At 43.6% G+C, this 23,357-nt stretch carries 19 protein-coding genes; 14 read left to right on the top strand and 5 right to left on the bottom strand.

What is annotated here, in order from left to right; translation table 11 throughout:
• Positions 1–27 precede the first annotated feature (27 nt).
• Together A3K91_RS06980 and A3K91_RS06975 are read right to left on the bottom strand one after the other, a co-directional pair.
• Positions 28–624, bottom strand: coding sequence for a DUF934 domain-containing protein (locus A3K91_RS06980; RefSeq protein WP_062844617.1), 597 nt, complete (start codon positions 622–624; stop codon positions 28–30).
• Entirely contained in the window at positions 617–2,302 is a 1,686-nt protein-coding gene (locus A3K91_RS06975; RefSeq protein ID WP_062844616.1) for a nitrite/sulfite reductase, read from the bottom strand. The genes A3K91_RS06980 and A3K91_RS06975 overlap by 8 nt, the downstream gene beginning before the upstream one ends.
• A 313-nt stretch (positions 2,303–2,615) precedes the next feature.
• Here A3K91_RS06975 and sat point away from each other — a divergent pair, with 313 nt between their 5' ends.
• Entirely contained in the window at positions 2,616–3,866 is a 1,251-nt protein-coding gene (sat, locus tag A3K91_RS06970; RefSeq protein WP_062844615.1) for a sulfate adenylyltransferase, read from the top strand.
• Positions 3,867–3,943: 77 nt separating this feature from the next.
• Here the strand turns inward: sat and A3K91_RS06965 are convergent, their stop codons facing one another.
• Complete coding sequence (locus A3K91_RS06965; RefSeq protein ID WP_062844614.1) at positions 3,944–4,468, bottom strand: hypothetical protein; 525 nt, start codon at positions 4,466–4,468, stop codon at positions 3,944–3,946.
• 375 nt (positions 4,469–4,843) lie between these two features.
• Between A3K91_RS06965 and A3K91_RS06960 the strand changes: the two genes are divergently transcribed.
• From A3K91_RS06960 to A3K91_RS06940, 5 genes are all read left to right on the top strand, one after another.
• Positions 4,844–5,956 (top strand): sulfate ABC transporter substrate-binding protein, encoded by a 1,113-nt coding sequence (locus tag A3K91_RS06960; protein ID WP_062844613.1) that lies wholly within the window; start codon positions 4,844–4,846, stop codon positions 5,954–5,956.
• Positions 5,957–6,251: 295 nt separating this feature from the next.
• Positions 6,252–7,292, top strand: coding sequence for a sulfate ABC transporter substrate-binding protein (locus A3K91_RS06955; RefSeq protein WP_228139947.1), 1,041 nt, complete (start codon positions 6,252–6,254; stop codon positions 7,290–7,292).
• Between the two features lie 209 nt (positions 7,293–7,501).
• A complete protein-coding gene (gene cysT / locus A3K91_RS06950) occupies positions 7,502–8,383 on the top strand; it encodes a sulfate ABC transporter permease subunit CysT (RefSeq protein ID WP_062844611.1) in 882 nt (293 codons plus the stop codon).
• Between the two features lies 1 nt (position 8,384).
• Positions 8,385–9,317 (top strand): sulfate ABC transporter permease subunit CysW, encoded by a 933-nt coding sequence (cysW, locus tag A3K91_RS06945; protein WP_062844610.1) that lies wholly within the window; start codon positions 8,385–8,387, stop codon positions 9,315–9,317.
• A gap of 114 nt (positions 9,318–9,431) precedes the next feature.
• Entirely contained in the window at positions 9,432–10,154 is a 723-nt protein-coding gene (locus A3K91_RS06940; protein ID WP_084387291.1) for a sulfate/molybdate ABC transporter ATP-binding protein, read from the top strand.
• Positions 10,155–10,325: 171 nt separating this feature from the next.
• Here A3K91_RS06940 and A3K91_RS06935 read toward each other — a convergent pair whose 3' ends face one another.
• A complete protein-coding gene (locus A3K91_RS06935; protein ID WP_062844609.1) occupies positions 10,326–10,649 on the bottom strand; it encodes an ArsR/SmtB family transcription factor in 324 nt (107 codons plus the stop codon).
• A gap of 393 nt (positions 10,650–11,042) precedes the next feature.
• On the opposite strand from A3K91_RS06935, the gene A3K91_RS06930 reads away from it, so the two are divergent.
• The 3 genes from A3K91_RS06930 to bfr (A3K91_RS06920) all read left to right on the top strand — a co-directional run bounded on the left by A3K91_RS06930 (position 11,043) and on the right by bfr (A3K91_RS06920) (position 12,684).
• Positions 11,043–11,234 (top strand): (2Fe-2S)-binding protein, encoded by a 192-nt coding sequence (locus tag A3K91_RS06930; RefSeq protein WP_062844608.1) that lies wholly within the window; start codon positions 11,043–11,045, stop codon positions 11,232–11,234.
• A gap of 400 nt (positions 11,235–11,634) precedes the next feature.
• Positions 11,635–12,123 (top strand): bacterioferritin, encoded by a 489-nt coding sequence (bfr, locus tag A3K91_RS06925; RefSeq protein WP_062844607.1) that lies wholly within the window; start codon positions 11,635–11,637, stop codon positions 12,121–12,123.
• Positions 12,124–12,201: 78 nt separating this feature from the next.
• The gene (gene bfr / locus A3K91_RS06920; RefSeq protein WP_062844606.1) at positions 12,202–12,684 is read left to right on the top strand and encodes a bacterioferritin; all 483 of its coding nucleotides are present in this window, start codon (positions 12,202–12,204) and stop codon (positions 12,682–12,684) included.
• A 143-nt stretch (positions 12,685–12,827) separates the two neighbouring features.
• On the opposite strand, the gene A3K91_RS06915 is transcribed toward bfr (A3K91_RS06920), so the two are convergent.
• A complete protein-coding gene (locus A3K91_RS06915; RefSeq protein ID WP_062844605.1) occupies positions 12,828–14,204 on the bottom strand; it encodes a DHA2 family efflux MFS transporter permease subunit in 1,377 nt (458 codons plus the stop codon).
• A 278-nt stretch (positions 14,205–14,482) separates the two neighbouring features.
• Here A3K91_RS06915 and yghU point away from each other — a divergent pair, with 278 nt between their 5' ends.
• The 5 genes from yghU to uvrA all read left to right on the top strand — a co-directional run bounded on the left by yghU (position 14,483) and on the right by uvrA (position 23,351).
• On the top strand, positions 14,483–15,349 hold the full coding sequence (gene yghU, locus A3K91_RS06910) for a glutathione-dependent disulfide-bond oxidoreductase (protein WP_062844604.1): 867 nt from the start codon (positions 14,483–14,485) through the stop codon (positions 15,347–15,349).
• A gap of 463 nt (positions 15,350–15,812) precedes the next feature.
• Positions 15,813–16,856, top strand: a complete 1,044-nt coding sequence (locus A3K91_RS06905; RefSeq protein WP_228139827.1) for a DUF1176 domain-containing protein — start codon at positions 15,813–15,815, stop codon at positions 16,854–16,856.
• Between the two features lie 556 nt (positions 16,857–17,412).
• Positions 17,413–19,083, top strand: a complete 1,671-nt coding sequence (csdA, locus tag A3K91_RS06900) for a DEAD/DEAH box helicase CsdA (RefSeq protein WP_062844602.1) — start codon at positions 17,413–17,415, stop codon at positions 19,081–19,083.
• A 218-nt stretch (positions 19,084–19,301) separates the two neighbouring features.
• Positions 19,302–20,546 carry a DUF819 family protein gene (locus tag A3K91_RS06895; RefSeq protein WP_062845911.1) on the top strand — a complete coding sequence of 415 codons (1,245 nt, stop codon included), beginning with the start codon at positions 19,302–19,304 and terminating at the stop codon, positions 20,544–20,546.
• Between the two features lie 240 nt (positions 20,547–20,786).
• Complete coding sequence (gene uvrA / locus A3K91_RS06890; RefSeq protein ID WP_062844601.1) at positions 20,787–23,351, top strand: excinuclease ABC subunit UvrA; 2,565 nt, start codon at positions 20,787–20,789, stop codon at positions 23,349–23,351.
• Positions 23,352–23,357 lie beyond the last annotated feature (6 nt).

Here is a 23,357-nt window from a genome sequence, read left to right as displayed (position 1 = left end):
TTAATAATAAAATTAGGTGCCCGAGAACTAGCTGCCTGAAAACATCGGTAATGCAGCGGCATTGCGACCATCATAACTGCTGGAAAGTGCACTAAATGCTTGATTGATATCCGAGATAGATTGCATATCATGCTCATTCAGCACAAAGCTATCGACGCCAGTACGCAGCAGATAGGCAATTTGATCACGGCCAAACTGTCCTGCTATACGGATCTCCCCTTTGTAGCCGATTTGGCGTAGGGTTTGGGCGTAACTAAAACCACGTCCATCGGTGAAAGCAGGCACATGAATGACAATCAAATCTTGCTGTAACAAAAACTCTGACAAGCCAATCAGTAGATCCGTATCACTATTCGCGGTCACCCATACGCCAACACGACTGGCATGTTGGGTTACGAGGTCACTCACTTGCTCTAAGAGACCGCCAGCAAGTTTGCCTGCCGAATCTAGTAAATCAGAGAGGGGCAGTAAGACCTCAAGTTTTTCTTGTTTTTGTAGTAGCTCAAGTAATGATATATGAGACAGTGCGATACCATCTGGCAGCTCATTAGTGCTAAGCGCTAACCACGTATCGTTTTGACTGATATCAACACCTTCATGGTTTAACACATGATGATTACCCATAGACCTTCTCCTTAAAGGGCGCAATACCAACACGATCAACCAGATCGCCAAAACGTTCAACGTCTTGCTCATTGCTTACGCGCTGTTCTAGATAAACATCTAGAATTTTTTGTAGGGTAACCGCTACATCAGTTGCTGGCACAGCTTTGCCCAATATTTTACCGATTTTAGCGTCGTTACTGGAGTTGCCACCAAGGCTGATTTGATACCAGTGCTCACCTTTTTTATCAACACCCAAGATACCGATATCACCCGTATGGTGATGGGCACAGGCATTCATACAGCCAGACATGTTGAGACGAATCTCACCCAAGTCATATAGGTAGTCAAGGTCATCGAACTGTTTTTCGATTTGCTCAGCGATGTTGTGGGTCGTCGCATTGGCAAGCGAGCAATAATCCCAGCCTGGGCAGACGATCATATCTGTGAGTGTGTTGATATTGGCACGAGCCAAATGCAAGGTAGATAACTGTTGCCATAACTCATACAGCTGATTGGCCTGTACATCAGCGAAGACCAAATTCTGCTGATACGTACCGCGGAGTTCACTAAAGCTATATTTATCAGCAAGATCGGCAAGGGCGTCCATTTGTGACTCGCTCACATCACCTGAAGGCACATAGCGACCATCGACCACACCAGCTTTCAAAGAGATTACCACGGCACGATAACCCGCAACTTTATGCGCCACTGTATTTTGGTTGTACCAATTGGCAAAATCTTTATCAGCATCCAGCTGCTTTTGCAAATCAGACTGCACTTGTAGAGTATCAAAAGTCAGATAGTCAGGCTCAGTGAAAAAGCTGCTGGCAGTCGCAAAATTTTCCTCGGTCAACGTCAGCGGACCGTCTTTGGTATGCGCTTCCCACTCAGCATCGACCAATTTGGCAAAGGCAGGGCCGCCCATGCTTTCAACCAATATCTTGATACGAGCTTTGTACTTATTATCACGGCGACCATGTAAGTTATAAACGCGTAAAATTGCATCCAAATAACTGAGCAGGTGCTGGCGCGGTAAAAACTCATTGATCACTTTACCAATCACTGGTGTACGACCAAGCCCGCCGCCAACCAGCACTTCAAAACCAAGCTCACCGGCTTCATTGGTTTTTAAATGTAGTCCTACATCATGCACTTGCGTTGCGGCACGATCATTGGCAGTGCCAACCACCGCAATCTTAAATTTACGCGGTAAAAACGCAAATTCAGGATGAAAGGTTGACCACTGGCGAATAATCTCACAATAAGGGCGCGGATCCGCAATCTCTTCTTGGTGGATACCAGCATAAGGGTCAGTGGTGGTGTTACGAATACAGTTGCCCGACGTTTGAATCGCATGCATCTGTACTGAGGCCAGCTCTGCCAAAATATCTGGAACGTTTTCAAGTTTTGGCCAATTCAGCTGAATATTGGTACGGGTGGTAAAGTGCCCATAGCCTTTGTCATACTTGCGCGTGATTTCTGCTAGCTTGCGCAACTGATAAGAAGCAAAGAGGCCATAAGGAATGGCAATACGCAACATTGGTGCGTAACGCTGAATATAAAGACCGTTTTGTAGACGCAGCGGCAAAAACTGCTCTTCTGGCAGCTCACCTGCCAAAAAACGTTTGGTTTGGTCGCGAAATTGGGCGACGCGTTCCTCTACTAAGGTTTGGTCAGCGTAATTATATTGATACATGACGTAATCTCAATTTTGTTTTTAAGCTTAATGGCAGCATTGATATTGATTTGCGTGTGTAATAGGTTTTATTGCCAATCGCATGATGAATAATTCAGCTTACCATCATATAAGCTTGCTTCCATAAACATAAATTCCTTTCAGACATATCCATATCCAAACACAGCATAAATTTTCATAAAGAAAGTTAGGTAGCCTATGCTTATCATATTTAACGTCTGATTATTGGCACACTTTTCGGTTTTGGCTATTTCTTGCGTTATCTCTTATTTTTCTGACCACTTTTTTCTTCATGTAAGGTTTTAACATTCCTATGACACAGACTCAGAATCAGACCACATCGAAACTTGTTCCTCCGCACGGTAGCACAGCGCTTAAGCCCTTATTATTAAATGGCGAAGCTCAAGCCCAAGCACTAAAGCTTGCCAGCACACTACCAACAATTACCTTAAGCTCAAGAGAGCGTGGTGACTTGATTATGTTTGGTATTGGTGGTTTTACACCATTAAACGGCTTTATGAATCAAGCGGATTGGAAAGGCGTGGTAGATGACATGCGCTTGCAAAGCGGCGACAACGCTGGTTTGTTTTGGCCGATTCCAATCACTTTATCTGCGCCCAAAGAAACTGCTGACAGCTTGAATCAAGGCGACAAAGTGGCATTGGTGGCGCAAGATGGCGAGATCATGGGTATTTTAACGGTAGAAGAAACCTATACGATTGATAAAGAATATGAGTGCCAAAAAGTATTTACCACAACAGATTCAGAGCACCCTGGGGTTCAACAAGTCTTGAATCAAGAAGCGGTCAATGTCGCCGGCAGCGTTGAGGTGTTAAGTGAAGGCGAGTTCCCAACATTATATCCAGAGATCTATAAAACGCCCGCTGAAACCCGCGAAATTCTAGATGCTAAAGGCTGGAAAACAGTCGCTGCATTCCAAACTCGTAATCCGATGCATCGCTCGCATGAATATTTGGCCAAGATTGCTATCGAAATCTGTGATGGAGTGTTGATTCATTCCTTGTTAGGCGCTCTAAAACCAGGTGACATCCCAGCAGAAGTGCGCCAAGAAGCGATCAAAACCCTTATTGATAATTACTTCAGAAAAGACACCGTGATTCAAGCTGGTTATCCATTAGACATGCGTTATGCTGGACCTCGTGAGGCACTGCTACATGCTGTGTTCCGTCAAAACTATGGCTGTAGTCATCTGATCGTTGGTCGTGACCATGCTGGCGTTGGTGATTACTATGGTGCTTTTGATGCGCAGACCATCTTTGAGCAGGTTGGCAAAGACGACTTAATCACTCAGCCATTAAAGATTGGCTGGACATTCTGGTGTAATGCTTGTAACGCCATGGCATCTGATAAAACGTGTCCGCATGATGCGTCTGAGCATGTTAAGGTTTCTGGTACAAAACTGCGTAAAGCCCTATCAGAAGATGAAAACGTGCCAGAGAACTTTAGTCGTCCAGAAGTGTTAGAGATTTTGCGCAATTATTATGCTGGCATTGCGCGCGAGGAGCGTGCTGAAGTTAAGCTAACGGGTGCTTCTGCTGTATAAAAGAGGCCAAACGTTAAATATTAAAAAAGGGAATCGGACTATATATCCGATTCTCTTTTTTATTTCCAGTTTTGCACTCAATGCGGTTGAGCCAACTCCAACGGGGCTCCTAGCTTTTGATATGTGCCTGCCAATGAGCCACCACCAGAGCAAAAATAACTTAATGCGCCTGACTCTTGCCCATCAATGGTTAGGGTGTTTTCTTTAAACTGAAAAAAGATCTGAGTGTTATTGGCGTTGGTTTGAAACATGATGCCATGTGCCTCGTCTTGACCCATCAGCACAGCTTTACCATCAAACTGACAAGTGGGTTTTTTGAGATCACTGCGCGCTCGTATCTTAATGTCAATCTGTTTATCACCTGCCGCTCGTACCATCACACCAATCCAGTCATAGCCTTGCGCGCGATCAGTATAGCCTTCATCGGCATAATCTCCCACCACCGCTTGCATGACTGGCGCGAGTGTGGGGCTGTTGGAGCTCGCCACTTGGTTAGCGGTATTACTGGGCACGCTATGACAGCCACTCAACGTCAACAAAACCGAAGTGGTCAATGAGACTGCGACAAAAAAACGAAAACCCTGGGGAAGATGAGTGGTCATGGAATACCTCTAGAATAGTATTAGGGAAACGATTAAATAAAAAAAACGATAAGAAGTTAATGTACTGACAGTAGTGTATTCAAACCGTGGACGTAATAGGCAAAATTCAGGGACTTGATTGCTATCTCTTTCGATTAAAAATTTTATCTACTCGCCGCTGTTACGGATAGCCAAAAAACCCATCGTATGAGAAACAATAATAACATTACTTATGCCAAGTTAATCACTCGATAAGCTGATTCGTCATTAAGCCTTTTTCAAACAAGCTGCTAGCATATGATCATTATCCATAGAGCCGCACTTAAGTCGTTATCATCTTTATACCTGATAGCGAAATTCTAAAAAAATGGCGCTAACACTTTATCGAGAATATTTATGCAATCAATAAGCAAAAAAACACCCAAACCTAATAATAAAGGCGCACAGGCGCAACTGCTTGGCATGAGTGGCGTACTAGCAATGACTTTATTGGTGACGGGCTGCGGCTCTAACAACGCCAAAACAGCACAAGATGCGTCAAGCACCGATGGCAGTTCAAAAAACGTTAGTCTACTGAATGTCTCTTATGATGTATCACGTGATTTTTATAAGGATTATAACGAACTCTTTAGCGAAAACTATCAAAAAGAGAATCCAGGCAGTAAAGTGAATATCAAGCAGTCGCATGGTGGTTCAAGTAAACAAGCGCTGTCCGTTGCCAATGGCTTGCAAGCAGATGTGGTGACCTTTAACCAAGAAAGTGACATGAACCTGTTGGTCGAAAAGGGGTTGGTTGCCACCGATTGGAAGCAAGCACTACCAAACAACGCTGTCCCTTATACCAGTACCATGGTGTTACTCGTGCGTAATGGCAATCCAAAAAACATTAAAGATTGGTCAGACTTAGCACGTAGCGATATTAAGGTCGTTATGCCAAATCCAAAGACCAGTGGCACCGCTCGCTATGCATTTTTGGGCGCTTATGGTTATGGCTTGCATCAGTTTAAAGAAAGCCCAGACAGTCACGTCAAAACTGATGGCTTTATCAGAGACATGCTGGCAAACGTGGTTACTTATGACAATGGCGCGCGTGCAGCGACGACCAGCTTTACCCAGCGCGGGCTTGGCGATGTGCTGATTACCACTGAAAATGAAGCCCATTTGGCGGCCAAAGACTTTGCTAAAGGGCAGGTTGATATTGTTTATCCAAGTTATTCTGTGTTGATCAACAACCCAGTGGCAGTCGTGACAGCCGTTACCGATAAAGCGGGAAGGACTGACGCTGCGAACACGTATCTAAAAGGTCTATGGGAAACCCCAGCTCAAGAGCTCATGGCTCAGATGTATATGCGTCCTAGCAATGAGCAAGTCCTTGCTGCGCACAAAGATACTTTGCCTGCCATCGCAACCTTTGAACCAGTTAGCGTCTTGGGCTCATGGGAGAAAATCATGGAAACATTCTTTGTAGATGGTGGGCGTTTTGATCAGCTAGCACAAGCAAAGCAGTAAGTAATGGCAACGTGATATTTGACCAATAGGCTGTCCAGAAAACCAAAAACCACGGTCGTAGATATATTTTTGATGGTCTATTGGTAACGCTATTAAGAATTTTTGCCAATCTCCTTATCGCGTTAAAGCCAGCATTGTTTTATTCCATTTTGGCAATAACATACGCATATTCATCATTAAACATAATAAGATAGCGCTGTTAGCATACTGATATTATTTAACAGATACCTTTGAGGGATTTATGACATACGCCGCGCGATATCAACAGAAAAGTAAAGCACTGAACGTCTTAGGTATGGCAGGCGTTGCATTAACCTTGGGTCTTGCTGGCTGTAGCAACAATGAGCAGGCAGACACAACTGCAAATGCGGATGGTGCGGCGACAGACAGTCAAAATATCGAGCTACTAAACGTCTCTTATGACGTGGCCCGCGATTTTTATAAAGACTACAACCCGCTATTTATTGAGCATTATAAAGCAGAAAATCCAAATGCTAACATCAACATCAATCAGTCACATGGTGGTTCAAGTAAGCAAGCGCTGTCTGTAGCCAATGGCTTGCAAGCAGATGTGGCAACCATGAACCAAGGCTCTGATATTGAGCTGCTTGAGAAAAAAGGGTTGGTTGAATCAGATTGGCAAAGCAAATTCCCAGATAATGCAGTGCCATTTACCAGTACCATCGTGTTTTTGGTGCGTAAAGACAATCCAAAAGGCATCAATGATTGGCAAGATTTGACCAAAGAGGGTGTTGAGATTGTCATGGCCAACCCAAAAGTGACGGGTAATGGTCGCTATGCATTCTTAGGTGCTTATGGTTATGGCTTGCATGCTTTCAATAACGAAGAAGCAGCCGCTAAAAACTATGTGCAAGATATGCTCAAAAACGTCAAAGTTTATGAGAATGGCGGACGTGCTGCCACGACCACTTTTGTTCAACGTGGTATTGGCGATGTGTTAGTGACGTTTGAAAACGAAGCCAATCTTGCTGCCACTGACTTTGGTGCTGGTAAAGTAGACATTGTATATCCAAAGTACTCTATCAAGTCAGAAAGTCCAGTAGCAGTTGTGAAGTCGGTGACTGACAAAAAAGGTACTACTGACGCAGCAAAAGCTTATCTTGACTACCTATGGAGTGAACCTGCTCAGCAGTTGGCAGCTGACCTCTACCTACGTCCTAGTGTCAAAAGCGTTCTTGATAAAAACAGTGACAAGTTGCCACCAGTTGAAACCTTCCGTCCAAATGATGCGTTTGGGTCATGGGATGAAATCATGAGTACTTACTTCAGCGATGGCGGTGTATTCGATCAATTGGCCATCAAAGCGCCAAAATAATTACCGTTTAACGGCAATGTTAGCGCTGGCTCGACCACGTCTTGTCATGCAATAGATATGAGCATTAAGTCATAAACAACCATAAAGGACATGGCGTTCTGCGCTATGTCCTTTATAACATAGGCTTTCTAACACAGACGTACTAACCATAAACTCGATATAACATGGTCTTACGATAAGTACCATCAGATAGGCAATAGGACATCACTATGAGTGCAACATCTTCTTCTGCCAGTAAACCGCCTAAAAAAGGTTGGCTGACACGTTTGCGTCAACGCAATGTGTTGCCAGGTTTTGGTTTAAGCATGGGTATTACTGTCTTTAGCTTATCGTTATTGGTGGTGCTACCGTTTGCCATGATGGCCTATACCACAACGCAGATGGGCTGGACTGGATTTTGGGAAACCATTACTCAGCCGCAGGTCACCGCTGCTATTAAGCTGAGCTTATGGATGTCGTTTTTGGCCATGCTGACCAATATGGTGTTTGGAACCCTGGTTGCTTGGGTGCTGGTACGTTATGAGTTTTGGGGTAAGTCACTAATCAATGCGTTGGTCGATCTGCCTTTTGCGTTGCCAACAGCAGTGACGGGTATCTCCCTTGCCACGCTTTATGCCCCGAATGGCTTGATTGGACAGTGGTTTGCAAAGTTTGACATACAGGTAGCATTTACGCCCATCGGGATTTGGCTCGCGTTGGTCGTGGTTAGCTTTCCATTCATTGTCCGTGCTGTTCAGCCTGTGCTCGCAGAGCTGTCGGTTGAGTTTGAAGAAGCCTCAGCGGTGTTAGGTGCCAATCGCTTGACCACGTTTCGAAAGGTTATCTTACCAGAGCTACTGCCTGCTTTATTGATGGGTGCAGGTATGATGTTTGCGCGTGCCACTGGTGAGTATGGTTCAGTCATCTTTATTGCCGGTAATATTCCGATGCAGTCTGAGATTTTGCCACTTATTATTATCAGTAAGCTTGAGCAGTTCGATGTTCAAGGTGCCTCCGCTGTTGCGTTATTTATGCTACTGATCTCCTTTGTGATTTTATTGACCATTAATATCGTGCAGTGGAAGCTGTCTCGCCGCGTAGGAGCTCGCTAATATGCAAATATCCAATAGCTACGACTACCAAAGAAATCCTGCCACCAAAGATACACCGTGGGTACGTCGCATTTTCATCGTGATTGCTGTCTTGTTTATGGTTGTCATGTTGGTCATACCGTTGTTGGCGGTATTCTATGAAGCCTTCAAGAGTGGTTGGCAGTTGTATATTGCCTCGCTGGTCGATCCAGAAGCATTGGAGGCGATCAAGCTTACCCTCATTACGGCTGCTATTGTCTTGCCAATTAATATGGTAATGGGTATTGCTATCGCTTGGTTGGTCACGCGTTATCAGTTCAAAGGCAAGCAGCTGGTCACCACGTTACTTGATTTACCATTCTCTGTGTCGCCCGTGGTTGCAGGTTTGATGTTTGTATTGTTGTTTGGTCTGAACTCTACCCTTGGCGGCTGGCTTGAGAGCATGGGTTTCCAAGTTATTTACGCGGTCCCTGGTATTGTTTTGGCAACCCTATTTGTGACTTTTCCTTTTGTCGCACGTGAGCTGATACCATTAATGCAGACTCAAGGTGATAGTGAAGAGCAAGCCGCACTGACTCTGGGAGCCTCTGGTTGGCAGACTTTTTGGCATGTGACATTACCCAATATTAAATGGGCGTTGCTATATGGTTTGATTCTGACCAATGCGCGCGCGATGGGGGAGTTTGGTGCTGTGAGCGTGGTATCAGGTCACATTCGTGGCGAAACCAATACGATGCCACTGTTGGTTGAGATTGCTTATAATGATTATAACTTTACCGCTGCGTTTGCTTTGTCGAGCTTACTTGCGGCCCTAGCGCTAATCACCTTACTGATTCAGCAGGTCATGACCAAGCTGCAAGAGCGTAAATTTGCTAAGTCTGAAAGGTTGGCAAGCGCACCCGAGCTACCAGCAAGTGCGAGTGCGACCATTCCTACCAATCAAGATAAGCCGTAAAAATAAATGGTATTTAAGTCAGCAGTATGATTTTAACCACTGATAATTGAGACATTGGGTGTCGCCCAGATACACTGATACGATACGCCAAAAGAGACAATAAGAGATATTATTATGAGTATCGAGATTCGTAACGTTAATAAAAAGTTTGGTGATTTCGTAGCCTTAGACGATATCAACATTACCGTACCAACGGGTAAGCTAACCACGTTGCTTGGACCCTCAGGCTGTGGTAAAACCACGTTGCTGCGCATCATTGCAGGTTTGGAGTACGCGGACTCTGGACAAATACTGTTTGATGATTTGGATGTCACCAATACCCCTGTGCAAAAACGTCATATTGGTTTTATGTTCCAGCATTACGCATTGTTTCGTCATAAAAACATCGCTGATAATGTGGCGTTTGGATTGACGTTATTGCCAAAAAATGAGCGACCTAACAAAGCTGAGATTAATAAGCGTGTCGCAGAACTGTTAGATTTGGTACAGTTGCCCCAAGTTGCCAATGCTTATCCGCACCAACTATCAGGCGGACAGCGTCAACGGATTGCGCTGGCACGGGCGCTTGCTGTCAAGCCAAAACTACTATTACTTGATGAGCCATTTGGCGCATTGGATGCCAAAGTACGTAAAGAGCTACGCACTTGGCTAAAAAATATTCATCATGAGCTGGGTATTACTAGTATTATGGTTACTCATGATCAAGAAGAAGCACGTGCCGTATCTGATGAGATTGTGGTTATGAACCAAGGACGTGTAGAGCAGGTGGGAACATCGGAAGAGTTGATACATCAGCCAGCCAATGCTTTCATCAGTGATTTCCTCGATCTTGTATAGAATGGTATTTTATATAATTGAATCTTGTATAAAAACTGAGAGTACGCTATAGACTTATAGTGTTGGAACGATTAGCTTCTTAAAGGCAATAAAAAAGACCTATCTTAAATGGGTCTTTTTTATTGCCTTTAATCCGTGCTAAAAGCCAGTCTTGCTGTATACACCCTCTATCTAAGCAGGTTCTGACATATCAATGTCTTTGGTCAATATTTGCTTGTAGGTAATCTCTAGAATATGCTCACACCATTCGGGTAAATCATCAGCAACCTCATACCACATCCAAGTACCATCACGAACACAGCTCAAAATACCCAGTTTCTTTAGATGGTTCAAGTGACGAGATATGGTTGGCTGCGGCTGGTCCAATATGTCAACCAACTCACCCACACAACGTGCTTCTTTTCGGAATAATATTTGAAATATTTTTAAGCGCGTCGGATCAGATAAGACTTTAAACAACTCAATAGGTCGTATTGTAAAATTATTATCAGACATAGAATAGTTCCAATAAGGCTAGATTAATAGGCCTTCAATATAACAGCAGTTATCTACAAAATCGATTAAAAGATAAGCTAAATTACAGTTCGTCGTCAATTTACTACCTTTTATCTTGTTTAGTTACAGTAGTAACCATATTAATCTACATCAGTTAACTGACTGTAATAGAAGGCTATTTTTTTGCGCACTCAATTGTAAAATACTATTGCAAATGATAATAATTATCGTTATTATACTTAAATTGCTACGCAGAATTTTATTAGGTAGCAAATTGATAGGCAGTGAAGTGGGTGGGTGACTATTTATTGATCTACAAGATTTGTCATCAATGCCCAATATTTATAAGCAGTAAAGTAGTTACCGAATGATGGTACTCAGGAGAGCTGGTGTATGTACGTATGTATCTGTAATGACGTAAAAGAAAAACAAATCAAAGCTGCTATTGCTTCAGGTATTGATACTCTTGAAGGTCTAAAAGATACGCTCGACGTTGCAACCTGCTGTGGCTGCTGCGAGCCAATGGTAAATGATTACCTAGATGAACACCATGCGAAATTAGATATCCTAGCCTATGCTGTCTAAATATAGTGAATCTAAAAATTCTCTATTTTAAATATCTTAGATGTATTGTTATAAAACACAGTACATCTAATCTCATGTCTTTACCCTCAATATATAAAAGACACAGGGTAATTGGCAAATTTCTACAGTACTTTTCAAAAAAACAGCTATCCTTTTATTCATGTTTTTTTCAACGTGATAAATGCCTGTTGCCTTTATAAACGCTAGCTAATTATGATTCTCAACTAGCATCTTATTCTTAGTTCATAATATTACATGTCATACAGCGCCTGTATGTTACTATATTTAAATAAAGTAACAGAGCATATTATTGCATGTGATTTTTACTGACATTGCTACTATTACGTGATGAATTTTAGATATACGGTAATGTATAAATATACATAGAGGAGTATGGGTTATGATAGGTAGCCAAAAAGTCATAGATTATTTAAATTTTTTATTAGGTGGTGAGCTGGCTGCTCGTGACCAGTATTTTATACATTCAGAAATGTATGCTGAGTGGCATTACGGGAAGTTGTACGACCGTATCCATCATGAGATGGAAGATGAGACGTTACACGCGCAAGCCATTATTCGCCGCATTTTGATGCTAAGCGGTACGCCAAAAATGACTGTAGATGCTATCAATATTGGAGCCACGGTTCCTGAGATGCTACAACTAGATCTTGATTTAGAGTATCAAGTACAGAAGCATCTAAAAGACGGTATTGCGCTGTGTGAAGAAGAGCGGGATTATGTTACACGTGAGATGCTTGTTGAGCAGTTAAAAGACACCGAAGAAGATCATGCTCATTGGCTTGAACAGCAGTTACGTCTTATCGACATGATTGGTCTGCCAAATTACCTCCAAAGCCAAGTGGCTGAAGTCACTCCCAATCTTATTTAATGTCACAATAGATATAAATAGTCATAAAAACTGGCCGACATGGTTGGCCAAAACAATAAATAAGTAGGGAGAGAAATAATGAAAGGGGACAAAGAGGTCATTCGTGCTTTAAATAAGGTACTGGGACAGTCGCTTATTGCCATCAATCAGTATTTTTTGCATGCACGCATTGCCCGTCATTGGGGCTTAGAAGCGCTTAACGAAAATTTTTACAAACAATCTATCGCTGAGATGAAATGGTCAGATGATTTGATTGCACGTATTTTATTATTAGGTGGCTTACCCAATTTGCAAGATTACGGTAAGATGTTTATTGGCGAAGATGTGCCAGAGTTGATCGATTGCAATTTGCGTTTAGAAAAGCAAAAATTCGCTATCATTACTGATGCCATCACTTTGTGTGAGACAAAGGCCGACTATGTTTCTCGTCAGTTATTGACCATTTTAAAAGATGGTAATGAGGAATATCAAGATTGGCTTGAGACTCAAGAAGACTTAATCGAAAGTATGGGCGTAGAACGATACATTCAATCACAAATCAATGATGACGATACGATCTAAGCGTTAAACCTATCATTGATTGGCGATCACGCCATATCAGATGCCAGCATGAGTTTTGGTTTATACCAACCCCATGCTGGCATTTTTATGTGTGACGTTTAACAAATCTATGGAAGCTAACACCGGTAGTCACGTTTTTACTGTCAATACAAACCACGGCCGTCTTCAGGTTTCAAGCGCATAAATACCATTGCAGAGAGAATCGTTAATACACCCATGACAAAAAATGTGGTTTGAAATGCTGTTAACGTATCCATCTGTATACGCTCACGTAATAGATTTAAAATGGCTGCACCAAAAGCAATACCGAAGCTAATGGCCAGCTGTTGATTAACGGCCATCAAGCTATTGCCGCTACTGGTCTGTGCGCCTTGGAGATCACCAATTGTAATGGTATTCATCGCGCTGAATTGTAAGGAGTTACAAGCGCCCATAATGGTCAAAATAGGAATAAACCAAAGCCATTGTGAGGCGTCATTAAACTGCGTTAAAACCAAGATAAGTGAGCCCATCACTGAGGTGTTGTAGATCAAAACTTTGCGGTAGCTGTAACGCTGAATGATCTTACTCACAAAGGGCTTGATACCGATTGCGCCTACAGCAATAGGAGCAAGGAGCCAGCCTGCCTTTGATGGAGAATATTCAAACACGACTTGCAGCAGTAATGGTAATAAAAAGGGCACCGCACTGATGCCAAGACGTGTAAACAGATTGCCAGTGATACCTATGCGAAAGGTACGAACATCGAACAAGGCCAGCGGGAACAACGAGGCAGATTGCCGTTTGGCATGCCAAATATAAGCGCCTATCAATAGGCTTGCGCTAAGACCGAAGAGCAGACCATAAAGCCCATGTCCTGTCTGCGAGCCAAACTCTACAGCCAATGTAAACCCACAAGCCGCTGCTGCAAACAATAAAAATCCTGTCCAATCAAGACGTTTGGTATCTTCGAATAATGCAGGAACCAGCTTTTTACCCATCACAAAACCGGCTATACCCATCGGTATATTGATCAAAAATATCCAATGCCAACTGGCGTATTGCACAATATAACCACCCAAAATGGGTCCTACCAACGGCGCAACCAATGCAGGTATGACCGCAAAATTCATGACCGTTAATAGCTTATTACGTGGATAGGATTTGACCAATATGAGACGAGCAACGGGTGTCATCATTGCGCCACCGATGGCTTGAATAACCCGTGAAGCAATCAAAAAATCTAGTGTTGGTGAGGCGGCGCATAACAATGAGCCAATACAAAAAATAATGATGGCTGATAAAAATACTTGGCGGGTGCCATATTTGTCAGCCAGAAAGCCACTAAGAGGAATGAATATGGCTAAGGTCAGTGCATAACTGATCACCGCCCACTGCATTTTTAAGGGCGACTCGCCAAGCGCTTGTGCCATTTGCGGTAGTGACGTATTTAAAATGGTTGCATCTAGAATTTGCATAAATAGCGCTACCGCTAGTACATAGGGCAGGTATTTATCTTGCGTTGGGGTGAGCGTTACCATGTAAATCTCATTAAATATTCTGTCATAAAATCAGACGAATAGTATTATTTGCCACTTATTGATAAGTGGCGAGTTATCATATAGGTCAAGTAGTATAAGAAAGACTTACGGATAATAAAAGTGACTCAAGGTAACGATTGTCAGCTGAGGCGATAAAGTACTAAAACAATAGGCGACAATATTGCTTACAAGAGAGGACTTTAATATAAGGGTGAATTCTCGTTATAGTGAACCTTCATTATAGATATACACCAAAAAAAATAAATTAAGGATATGTTATGAGTCAGGACAATAATAATTCAAGCAATCACGCTACTGAACAAACAAATACCTATGTACCGCCAAAGGTTTGGGTACAAGACAAAGAAAACGGTGGTAAATTTGCTAGCATCAATCGCCCGACTGCTGGCGCACGTTATGAAAAACCGCTACCAGTAGGTGATGCACCATTACAATTGTATTCCTTGAATACCCCAAATGGTGTAAAGGCAAATATATTATTGGAAGAGTTGGCAGAGCTAGGTGTAAAAGGCGCTGAATATAATGCTTATAAAATTGATATTTCTAAAGGCGATCAGTTTGGCTCAGGGTTTGTGGCAATCAATCCCAACTCAAAGATTCCAGCCTTGGTAGACCACTCTAGCCATGTAGAAGGCGATGACAGCAGCGCGCCTATCGCAGTTTTTGAGTCAGGTGCCATCTTAATGTATTTGGCAGAAAAATTTGGTAAGTTTATTCCTGTATCAGCAGGCAAGGCGCGTGCAGATTGTTTGTCTTGGATTATGTGGCAAATGGGTAGCGCGCCCTTCTTAGGGGGCGGTTTTGGTCATTTTTATGCTTATGCACCTGAACCGCTGGAGTATCCAATCAATCGTTATACGATGGAAGTTAAGCGTCAGCTTGATGTACTCGATACACATCTAAAAGATAATGAATATATGTGTGGCAACAATGAAGAAGATTACAATATTGCTGATATGATTATTTGGGCATGGTATGGTCAGCTGGTACTGGGCAAGCTTTATGAGGCAGCAGAATTTTTACAAGTAAACGACTACAAACATGTACAACGCTGGGCAAAAAAAATCGCTGAGCGTCCTGCGGTTAAACGTGCGGTTGACCTGACATTAACACCAATTGACTAAGTAAATCGATGGCTGGTTTATCATCATATTACCACTAAGGTCGATAAGTATTCCGCTTATCGGCCTTAGTAGTATTTGATATATTATATTTACGTATAAGTATATTATAATAAATAGGTGGCTGTATTTTTACGAAATGCTACATTATCATAACAATCAGAAACACTAATGCGTTAAGATAGGCAAGTAATATTCTGACAGACAGATGTTTGTCACCGTTTTATGAATAAAAATTATGTAAGACATAACATCTTAACTTGATCGAGTGATTGTCTTTAATCAATATTCATCGCTTAATTTCTATTAAAATTTCGGCATGATTTTTTAAAAATATCAATCGATATTTGTCAATAAATGCTTAAGGTCGTACTACATGACTTATTCTACAATTATATCCAATGTAATAAAAAAGATGCCCTCATTGAGGATAAAAAACCATGTGCTTATACCTATGGTTGCTGCCATGAGTACAGTTTTACTTAGCAATGTCACCATGGCGCACGCAGGTGTTGAGTTTGTCAATCAAGACTGGCAGGTTGCCTGCGACAATACCATGACTTGCCGGCTGGCTGGCTATCAAGCTGAGAATAATAGTGAGCTGCCTGTTTCTGTATTGCTTGTGCGCCGCGCAGGGGCCAATGCCAGCGTAGAGGGCAAAGTGAAGCTTGGGGGTGCTAAAGAAAGCTCGTCTAAAGCACTCATGCAATTGGGTGATCGCCATCGCATATCTTTATTTATTAACGATAAAAACTATGGCGAAACCAAAACTTTTTCAGCCACTGCAGGCAATGCTGAATTGACTGAAGCTCAAGTAAGCGCATTATTGAATGCCTTAACCAAATCCAGCAAAATTGAGCTGGTACTGCGCAATTCACGTTGGCAGCTTTCTGATAAAGGCGCTAGTGCCGTTATGCTAAAGGCGGACGAAGCCCAAGGTCGAGTAGGGACGTCAAGCGCCTTTATTGATCGCGAAGGTGCGGCTAAGCCCAATAGCAGCGTAATACCCCCAAAGGCTGTCCCAAAATTACGCTTTGTATTACCTAATTCCAAAGCGGTTTCTAATAATAATAAAAAATTTGGCATGCGCTCTTCTCAGCTAGCAACCATTATGAAAGGTACAATGAAAGAAGTAGATAGTGATTGCCCAAATCTGCCAGACAAGTCGCCATGGCGCATCAATCGTTTAAATGGTTCACAACTATTGGTACAGCATGAATGTTGGAGAGGGGCTTACAATGTAGGTACAGGCGTGTGGGTAATGAATGACAGCAAGCCTTACAATCCGACATTGGTCACTACTAGTGCCACAGGCTACGACGAAGGCAAAATAACCTCAGTGCAGAGAGGTCGCGGTATTGGCGACTGCTTAGCCAAAAGCGAGTGGATATGGACGGGCAAATCATTTGAAAAAAGCCATGAAAGCACTACTGGGCTCTGTCGTTTGATTGCAGCTGGAGGTGCATGGGAGCTACCCACCTATGTGACTGAGGTTAGAACAGCACAATAATAGTAGCCGATATACGTCTCAATAGGGTGTAGAAACCGCAATCCTGCGACTGTTTCTACACTAATCAAAAAAAACAGCTACAAATATTTTTTTAATGTGATATACTGCGTCGCCACGTTAGCTTAGTCTATCGTGAATTATGAGATTGATAACATCGCCTGCGATTTTGGGTCTAGGATGACCATAAGTAATTGTTGCCGATGATTTTGTGTACTTAAATAACACTTTATATAAATAATCGTTATTTTTGACTCATATCTTATCTACTGACCTGTAAAGAGGGGTCAAATTGGTTGTTATATGCGGTTATCTGCTTTGGACAAAGCATTAATAATACGTTTATATCAAGCAAGGATGAGACACTCGGCACTACCACCAAAATACGTCAGACAGCACAAACGCATTTATTATCGAGGCTTTATTGGCTTCGTTTCTTATTATCGACACTTTTATGTGCTGCGATGATATGTTAATAAAAGCTGCGTGATGAACGGTTATCAGTGGTATGCATCAAGATTGCTGAATTTACAGCAACTTATACTTACCAAGGATTCTCATGACTGATATCTTATCTACAATCGCTGCTGAAAACGGCATCATCGAAAGCAACAACACTCAAGCAAATACTGATACTAATAATCAAGCGGCGACTACTGACGCTGCTGAAGAAAATAAAGTTACCTTTACCGATCTTGGTATTGCCAAACCAATTCTTACGGCACTTGATCGTAGTGGTTACACCAACCCAACACCTATCCAAGCACAAGCCATTCCTTTTGCTCTAGAAGGTCGTGACCTATTGTTGTCAGCGCAAACAGGTAGTGGTAAAACTGCGGCATTCGTAATCCCAGTACTCGATCGTTTGAGCCGTGCAACCAGCTTTGACAAACTAACCAAAGCCCTTATCCTAACGCCAACGCGCGAACTTGCTCAGCAAGTACATGATAGCGTCCGTACTTACTCTAAAGACATGCGCGGTTTATTCTGTGTACCATTGGTTGGCGGCGCGCCATACAACGGTCAGATCACTGCTCTAAAAAAAGGCGTCCAAGTCATCGTTGCAACACCTGGTCGTCTACTTGATCATATCAATGCAGGCCGTGTTGACCTATCAAATCTAGAAGTATTGGTACTTGACGAAGCGGATCGCATGTTAGACATGGGTTTTGCTGATGATATCAGTGATATCTTGCGTGCAGCACCAGTTGATCGTCAGACGATCATGTGTTCAGCGACTTGGGATGGCCCAGTAGGTAAAATCGCAGCTAGCTTCACTAAAAATCCTGAGCGTGTATCCATCAAAGTAGAATCTGCACACATTGAAGAAAAAGTGTACTACTGTGATGATTTTGATCACAAGAACCGCTTGCTTGACAAAATCGTTTGCCAGCAAGATATGGATCAAATCATTATCTTTGCTGCCACCAAACGTAGCACTGAAAAGCTAGCAAAACAGCTACAAGAAGCGGGTCATAAAGCCAGCTTCCTACATGGCGATTTGCCACAAAGCAAGCGTAACCGTATCGTTCAAGACTTGCGTAACGGTAAAGTCAAAATCCTAGTAGCGACTGACGTTGCTGCCCGTGGTTTAGACATACCAGCAATTTCACACGTTATTAACTATGACTTGCCGCGTCAGACAGAAGATTACGTCCATCGTATCGGTCGTTGTGGCCGTGCTGGTCGTACTGGTATCGCAATCAGCCTATGTAGCATGGATGATCGTCCACAGCTAAACGCCATCAACCGTTATTTAGATCGCAAAATGGAAGTCTGTGTTATCGAAGGTATGGAGCCTAAGAAAACATACGTGCCTAGCGAAAACAAAGGTAATGGTCGTGGCCGTGGTCGCGGACGCTCTAACGGCGGTGGTCAAGGCCGTGGTCGTTCAGCGGGTGGCTATGCAGGTAAATCTAGTGGTGGCGGTCAAGGCCGTGGTCGCTCAAGTGACAGCGCAGCAACCAGTCAACGCGCCAGCAATGACAGCGGTTATCAAGGCAAACCACGTGATTCATCTGGTAAGCCAAATGAGCGTTCAGGTGGCAAGCCTTATCAAGGCAAGCGCACTGGTGGCCCAAGCCGCGGTGATAGCACTGGCGTTCCACGTGGTGAGCGTGCAGCAACAGGTCGCGGTCGTCCAAGTGGCAGCCAAGGTCGCCCAGCAGGTCGTTCTGACAGCCGTGGTCAAGGTCGTCCAAACGGCGGCAACCGTGGTAAAAACTCGTAATAATACGATTATTTATGGTTAACGAAGGCTTTTATAAAAGCGACTAAGTTAACGGTAAAGCTAATAAAAAAGCCAGATACTTGTTATCTGGCTTTTTTGTGTCTATTGGTTTGTGTGAGTCCAACCATTTTGAGTGGCAAGTACAAGATAGTGGCTTGCGCGTTTTTTTTGCCTTGTCTATACTGGCAGGCTTTTATCGTATGCTTTGGAGCTATTTGATGCCCGCTTTCTCAAGTTTAGCTATTGATAGTTTGCCGCTGGCGTTTGGCATCATTATGGCCATCATTGGTTTGGTTTTTTATACCCAAGGATTGCCCGGTAAGTTTTGGCGACGATTTTATGCGGTATTACCGGGTATTGTTTTGTGCTGCTTTATACCTGCAACCCTCAACAGTTTGGGCGTCTTTGCGGACGGTATTGGTTCGCAGATTTACGGTTTCACAGCAACCTATTTGTTGCCTGCAAGTTTATTATTAATGACCCTATCTATGGATGTGCCTAAGATATTGGGGTTGGGCTGGAAAGCTATTGCCATGTTCTTTGCGGCTAGTATTGCCATTATCATTAGTGGTCCTATTAGTTTAGGAATCGCCAAATGGGTATCGCCTGAAATGTTTGTCGATGATACCTTATGGCGCGGGTTTTCAGCCGTGGCTGGTAGTTGGATCGGAGGCGCCGCCAATCAAGCAGCAATGAAAGAATTGTTTGGTGTCAGCGATGATTTGTTTGGCATGATGATTTTGGTGGATGCAACCAATGCTTCATTGTGGTTGCTTGCAATTTTAGTAATGGCTAAACACAGCGAGAAAATAGACCGCTTTTTAAAAGCAGATACCAGCAGTATCGATAAAGTCATTACAGCCGTCGAAAGTTATGAGCGTGATCATGCGCGGCCTGCGACCTTAAATGATTTGATGGTGATGTTTGGGTTATGTTTTGCTATGGTAGGAGTGGCGCACTTTGCCGGCGGGCAAATTGCAGATTTTTTTGCGCCATACAAATGGGCAGTACAGTATAGCTTTGCCAGCTCGTTTTTTTGGATGGTGGTGATCATTACCTTGATCGGTGTTATTTTTTCCTTTACCAAAATTCGTCGTCTTGATCACGTTGGCGCGTCTAAAATTGGTACGGTATTTATCTTTGTGTTGATTGCCGCCATCGGAATGCAGATTAATTTGGAAGGTATTGTCTCGCAGTGGCGTCTCTTATTGATTGGCTTTTTATGGATGAGTATCCATGTTGCCATTATCTTTGTTGTCGCAAGACTCATTCGCGCGCCATTTTTCTTTTTGGCGGTTGGCTCTAATGCCAATACAGGCGGTGCATCATCAGCGCCTATCGTGGCAACGGCATTTCATCCGTCGCTTGCACCTGTTGGGGTGTTCTTGGGTATTCTCGGTTATGCGGTGGGGACGTTTGGTGGTTATATTAGTACCCAATTGATGCGGCTTGTGGTGGGGTAATACTGACACCATCATGCTTACAACTAAAGTCTCTCTTTTACCAATTAAAAAAGCTGCATGAATGCAGCTTTTTTTTGTTATTCATGAATTGATAGATTAAGTTATCGTTTTGTCCGTCTATGCTATTAATACGTAGGCTTCATCATGTCACCACCTAAGTACGTGTTAACATTTCTGCCAATGGTACAAAAAATAGAACCTTCGGGAATAAACGACGACTTAATAGGAATGAACAGTATTATGGCAAGCCAAAAAGAATTAGAAAAAACAAATAAAACAAGTATCGTTAAAAACGCTCTATACAACCCTGACCAAGAAAACATTCAGGTAAGGGGTGCGCGCGTACATAACCTAAAGAACGTCGATGTTAATTTACCTCGCAATGCACTGGTGGTCTTTACGGGTATATCAGGTTCAGGGAAGTCATCACTGGCGTTTGGGACGTTGTTTGCCGAGTCACAACGGCGCTATCTTGATTCGGTATCTCCTTATGCGAGACGACTGATTGATCAAGTCGATGAACCAGATGTCGATAGCATCGAAGGATTGCCACCAGCTGTGGCACTACAACAGCAGCGCGGTACACCCTCAGTACGCTCGTCCGTCGGTAGTGTAACCACTATATCCAACGGTTTGCGTATGCTGTATTCACGAGCAGGAGAGTATCCAGCCAACCAAGAGATGCTATATGCCGACGCGTTTTCTCCTAATACGCCAGACGGTGCTTGTCCGACTTGCTCAGGTATTGGTCGTGTGTTTGAAGTTACTGAAGCATTGTTGGTGCCAGATAATAATAAGACCATCCGTGAACGCGCGATTGCGGCATGGCCACCAGCATGGCAAGGTCAAAACCTCAGTCGCATATTGACCACACTCGGCTATGATATCGATAAACCTTGGCACACACTGCCAAAAAAAACGCGCGACTGGATTTTGTTTACCGATGACACGCCAACCGTGCCCGTTTATCCTGAGTACAATATTGAGCAAACGCGCGAGGCGATTGAGAATGGGGAGAAGCCAAATTATATGGGCACCTTTACCAGTGCCAAAAACTTTATTTTACATTCTTTTGCTACAACTCAAAGCCCGCGTACCAAAAAACGTGTCTCGCAGTTTATGCAAATCTCTGAGTGTCCAGAATGCCATGGCAAAAAACTCAAAAAAGAATCGCTGTCCGTCAAGTTTGCTGGATTGGATATCGGTGAGCTGTCACAGCTAACCTTAACTGAAATGGCCATTAAACTTGAGAAAACAGCGCATACCAAAGTAGCTGATGACACACCACACCGCGAAAAAGCCATCGTTGCCCAGCGTATTGCTAGTGATATTCTCTCTCGTGTTGAGGCACTGACCAGGCTTGGTTTGGGTTACCTATCGCTTGAGCGTACGACACCCACATTATCTCCTGGTGAACTTCAGCGATTGCGACTGGCAACCCAGATTCGCTCGCAGCTTTTTGGCGTGGTTTATGTCCTTGATGAGCCGTCCGCAGGTCTTCATCCTGCCGATACGCAAGCGCTGCTCGGGGCACTGGATGAGCTCATCGCGTCTGGCAACTCTATGTTTGTCGTGGAGCATGACGTGAGTGTTATCAGACATGCCGATTGGATCGTCGATGTCGGACCAAAAGCTGGCACGCATGGCGGTGAGATTGTCTATAGTGGGCCTGTAGAGGGACTGCGTGATGTTGCACAGTCGCATACGGGTCGATACCTCTTTGATGATACAACCTCTAATGCTCAGTCTAAATCTGATACCAGAGAGCCGATAGCATGGCTCAAGCTTGCAAACATCGAGCGCAACAACATAATAGGTTTAGACGTTGCGTTTCCGCTTGGGGTAATGACGAGTGTCACTGGGGTCTCAGGCTCAGGAAAATCGAGCCTTGTCAGTCAAGCATTAGTCGAGCTCATCAATGAGGCACTGGGACAAAAAACGGTTACGGAGACACCTATAGGGGAGGCAGATTTGCTTGAGCAAGAGCTTGAAGCGGTAACAGGTGGTGACATCATATCTGGTATAGAGCATATTCGTCGTCTGATTAATATCAACCAAAAAGCGATCGGACGGACGCCGCGCTCGAATCTGGCAACCTATACTGGCTTATTTGATGATGTACGAAAGCTGTTTGCAGCGACCAAGCAAGCAAAAGCTAGTGGTTATGATGCTGGGCGTTTCTCATTTAACACGACAAAAGGCCGCTGTCCAAATTGCGAAGGGTTGGGATTTGTCAGTGTTGAGCTGTTGTTCTTACCAAGCGTTTATGCACCTTGCCAAGTGTGTCATGGGCAGCGCTATGATAAAGAAACCTTAGCGGTCACGTATCGAGATAAGAACATTGCCGAGGTGCTGGACTTAACCGTAGAAGCGGCTCACGATTTTTTTGTTGATGAAGCGCCTATTGTGCGGGCATTGGACGCGCTACTACAAGTTGGGCTTGGCTATTTGCGTTTGGGGCAGCCAGCGACGGAGCTATCAGGGGGGGAGGCACAGCGCATCAAGCTTGCTACTGAATTGCAACGTATACAGCGAGGCGATACCTTGTACATATTAGATGAACCCACCACTGGTCTACATCCCGCTGATGTGTCCATGCTAATGACGCAGTTAAATGATCTCGTCGATGCTGGCAACACGGTCATCATGGTTGAGCATGATATGCAAGTGGCCAGCAATAGTGACTGGATTATTGATATCGGGCCAGGAGCAGGGGATGCAGGCGGACTAATTGTTGCTCAGGGCACGCCAAGGGATGTCGCCCAATCAGAAGACAGTCGCACCGCTCCGTTTTTATTGGTGTAATGACAA

The sequence above is a fragment of the Psychrobacter alimentarius genome (genome assembly GCF_001606025.1).
Taxonomy (GTDB): domain Bacteria; phylum Pseudomonadota; class Gammaproteobacteria; order Pseudomonadales; family Moraxellaceae; genus Psychrobacter; species Psychrobacter alimentarius.
Note: the sequence above shows the minus strand (reverse complement) of the source record. Positions and strands in the feature narration are given on the sequence as shown.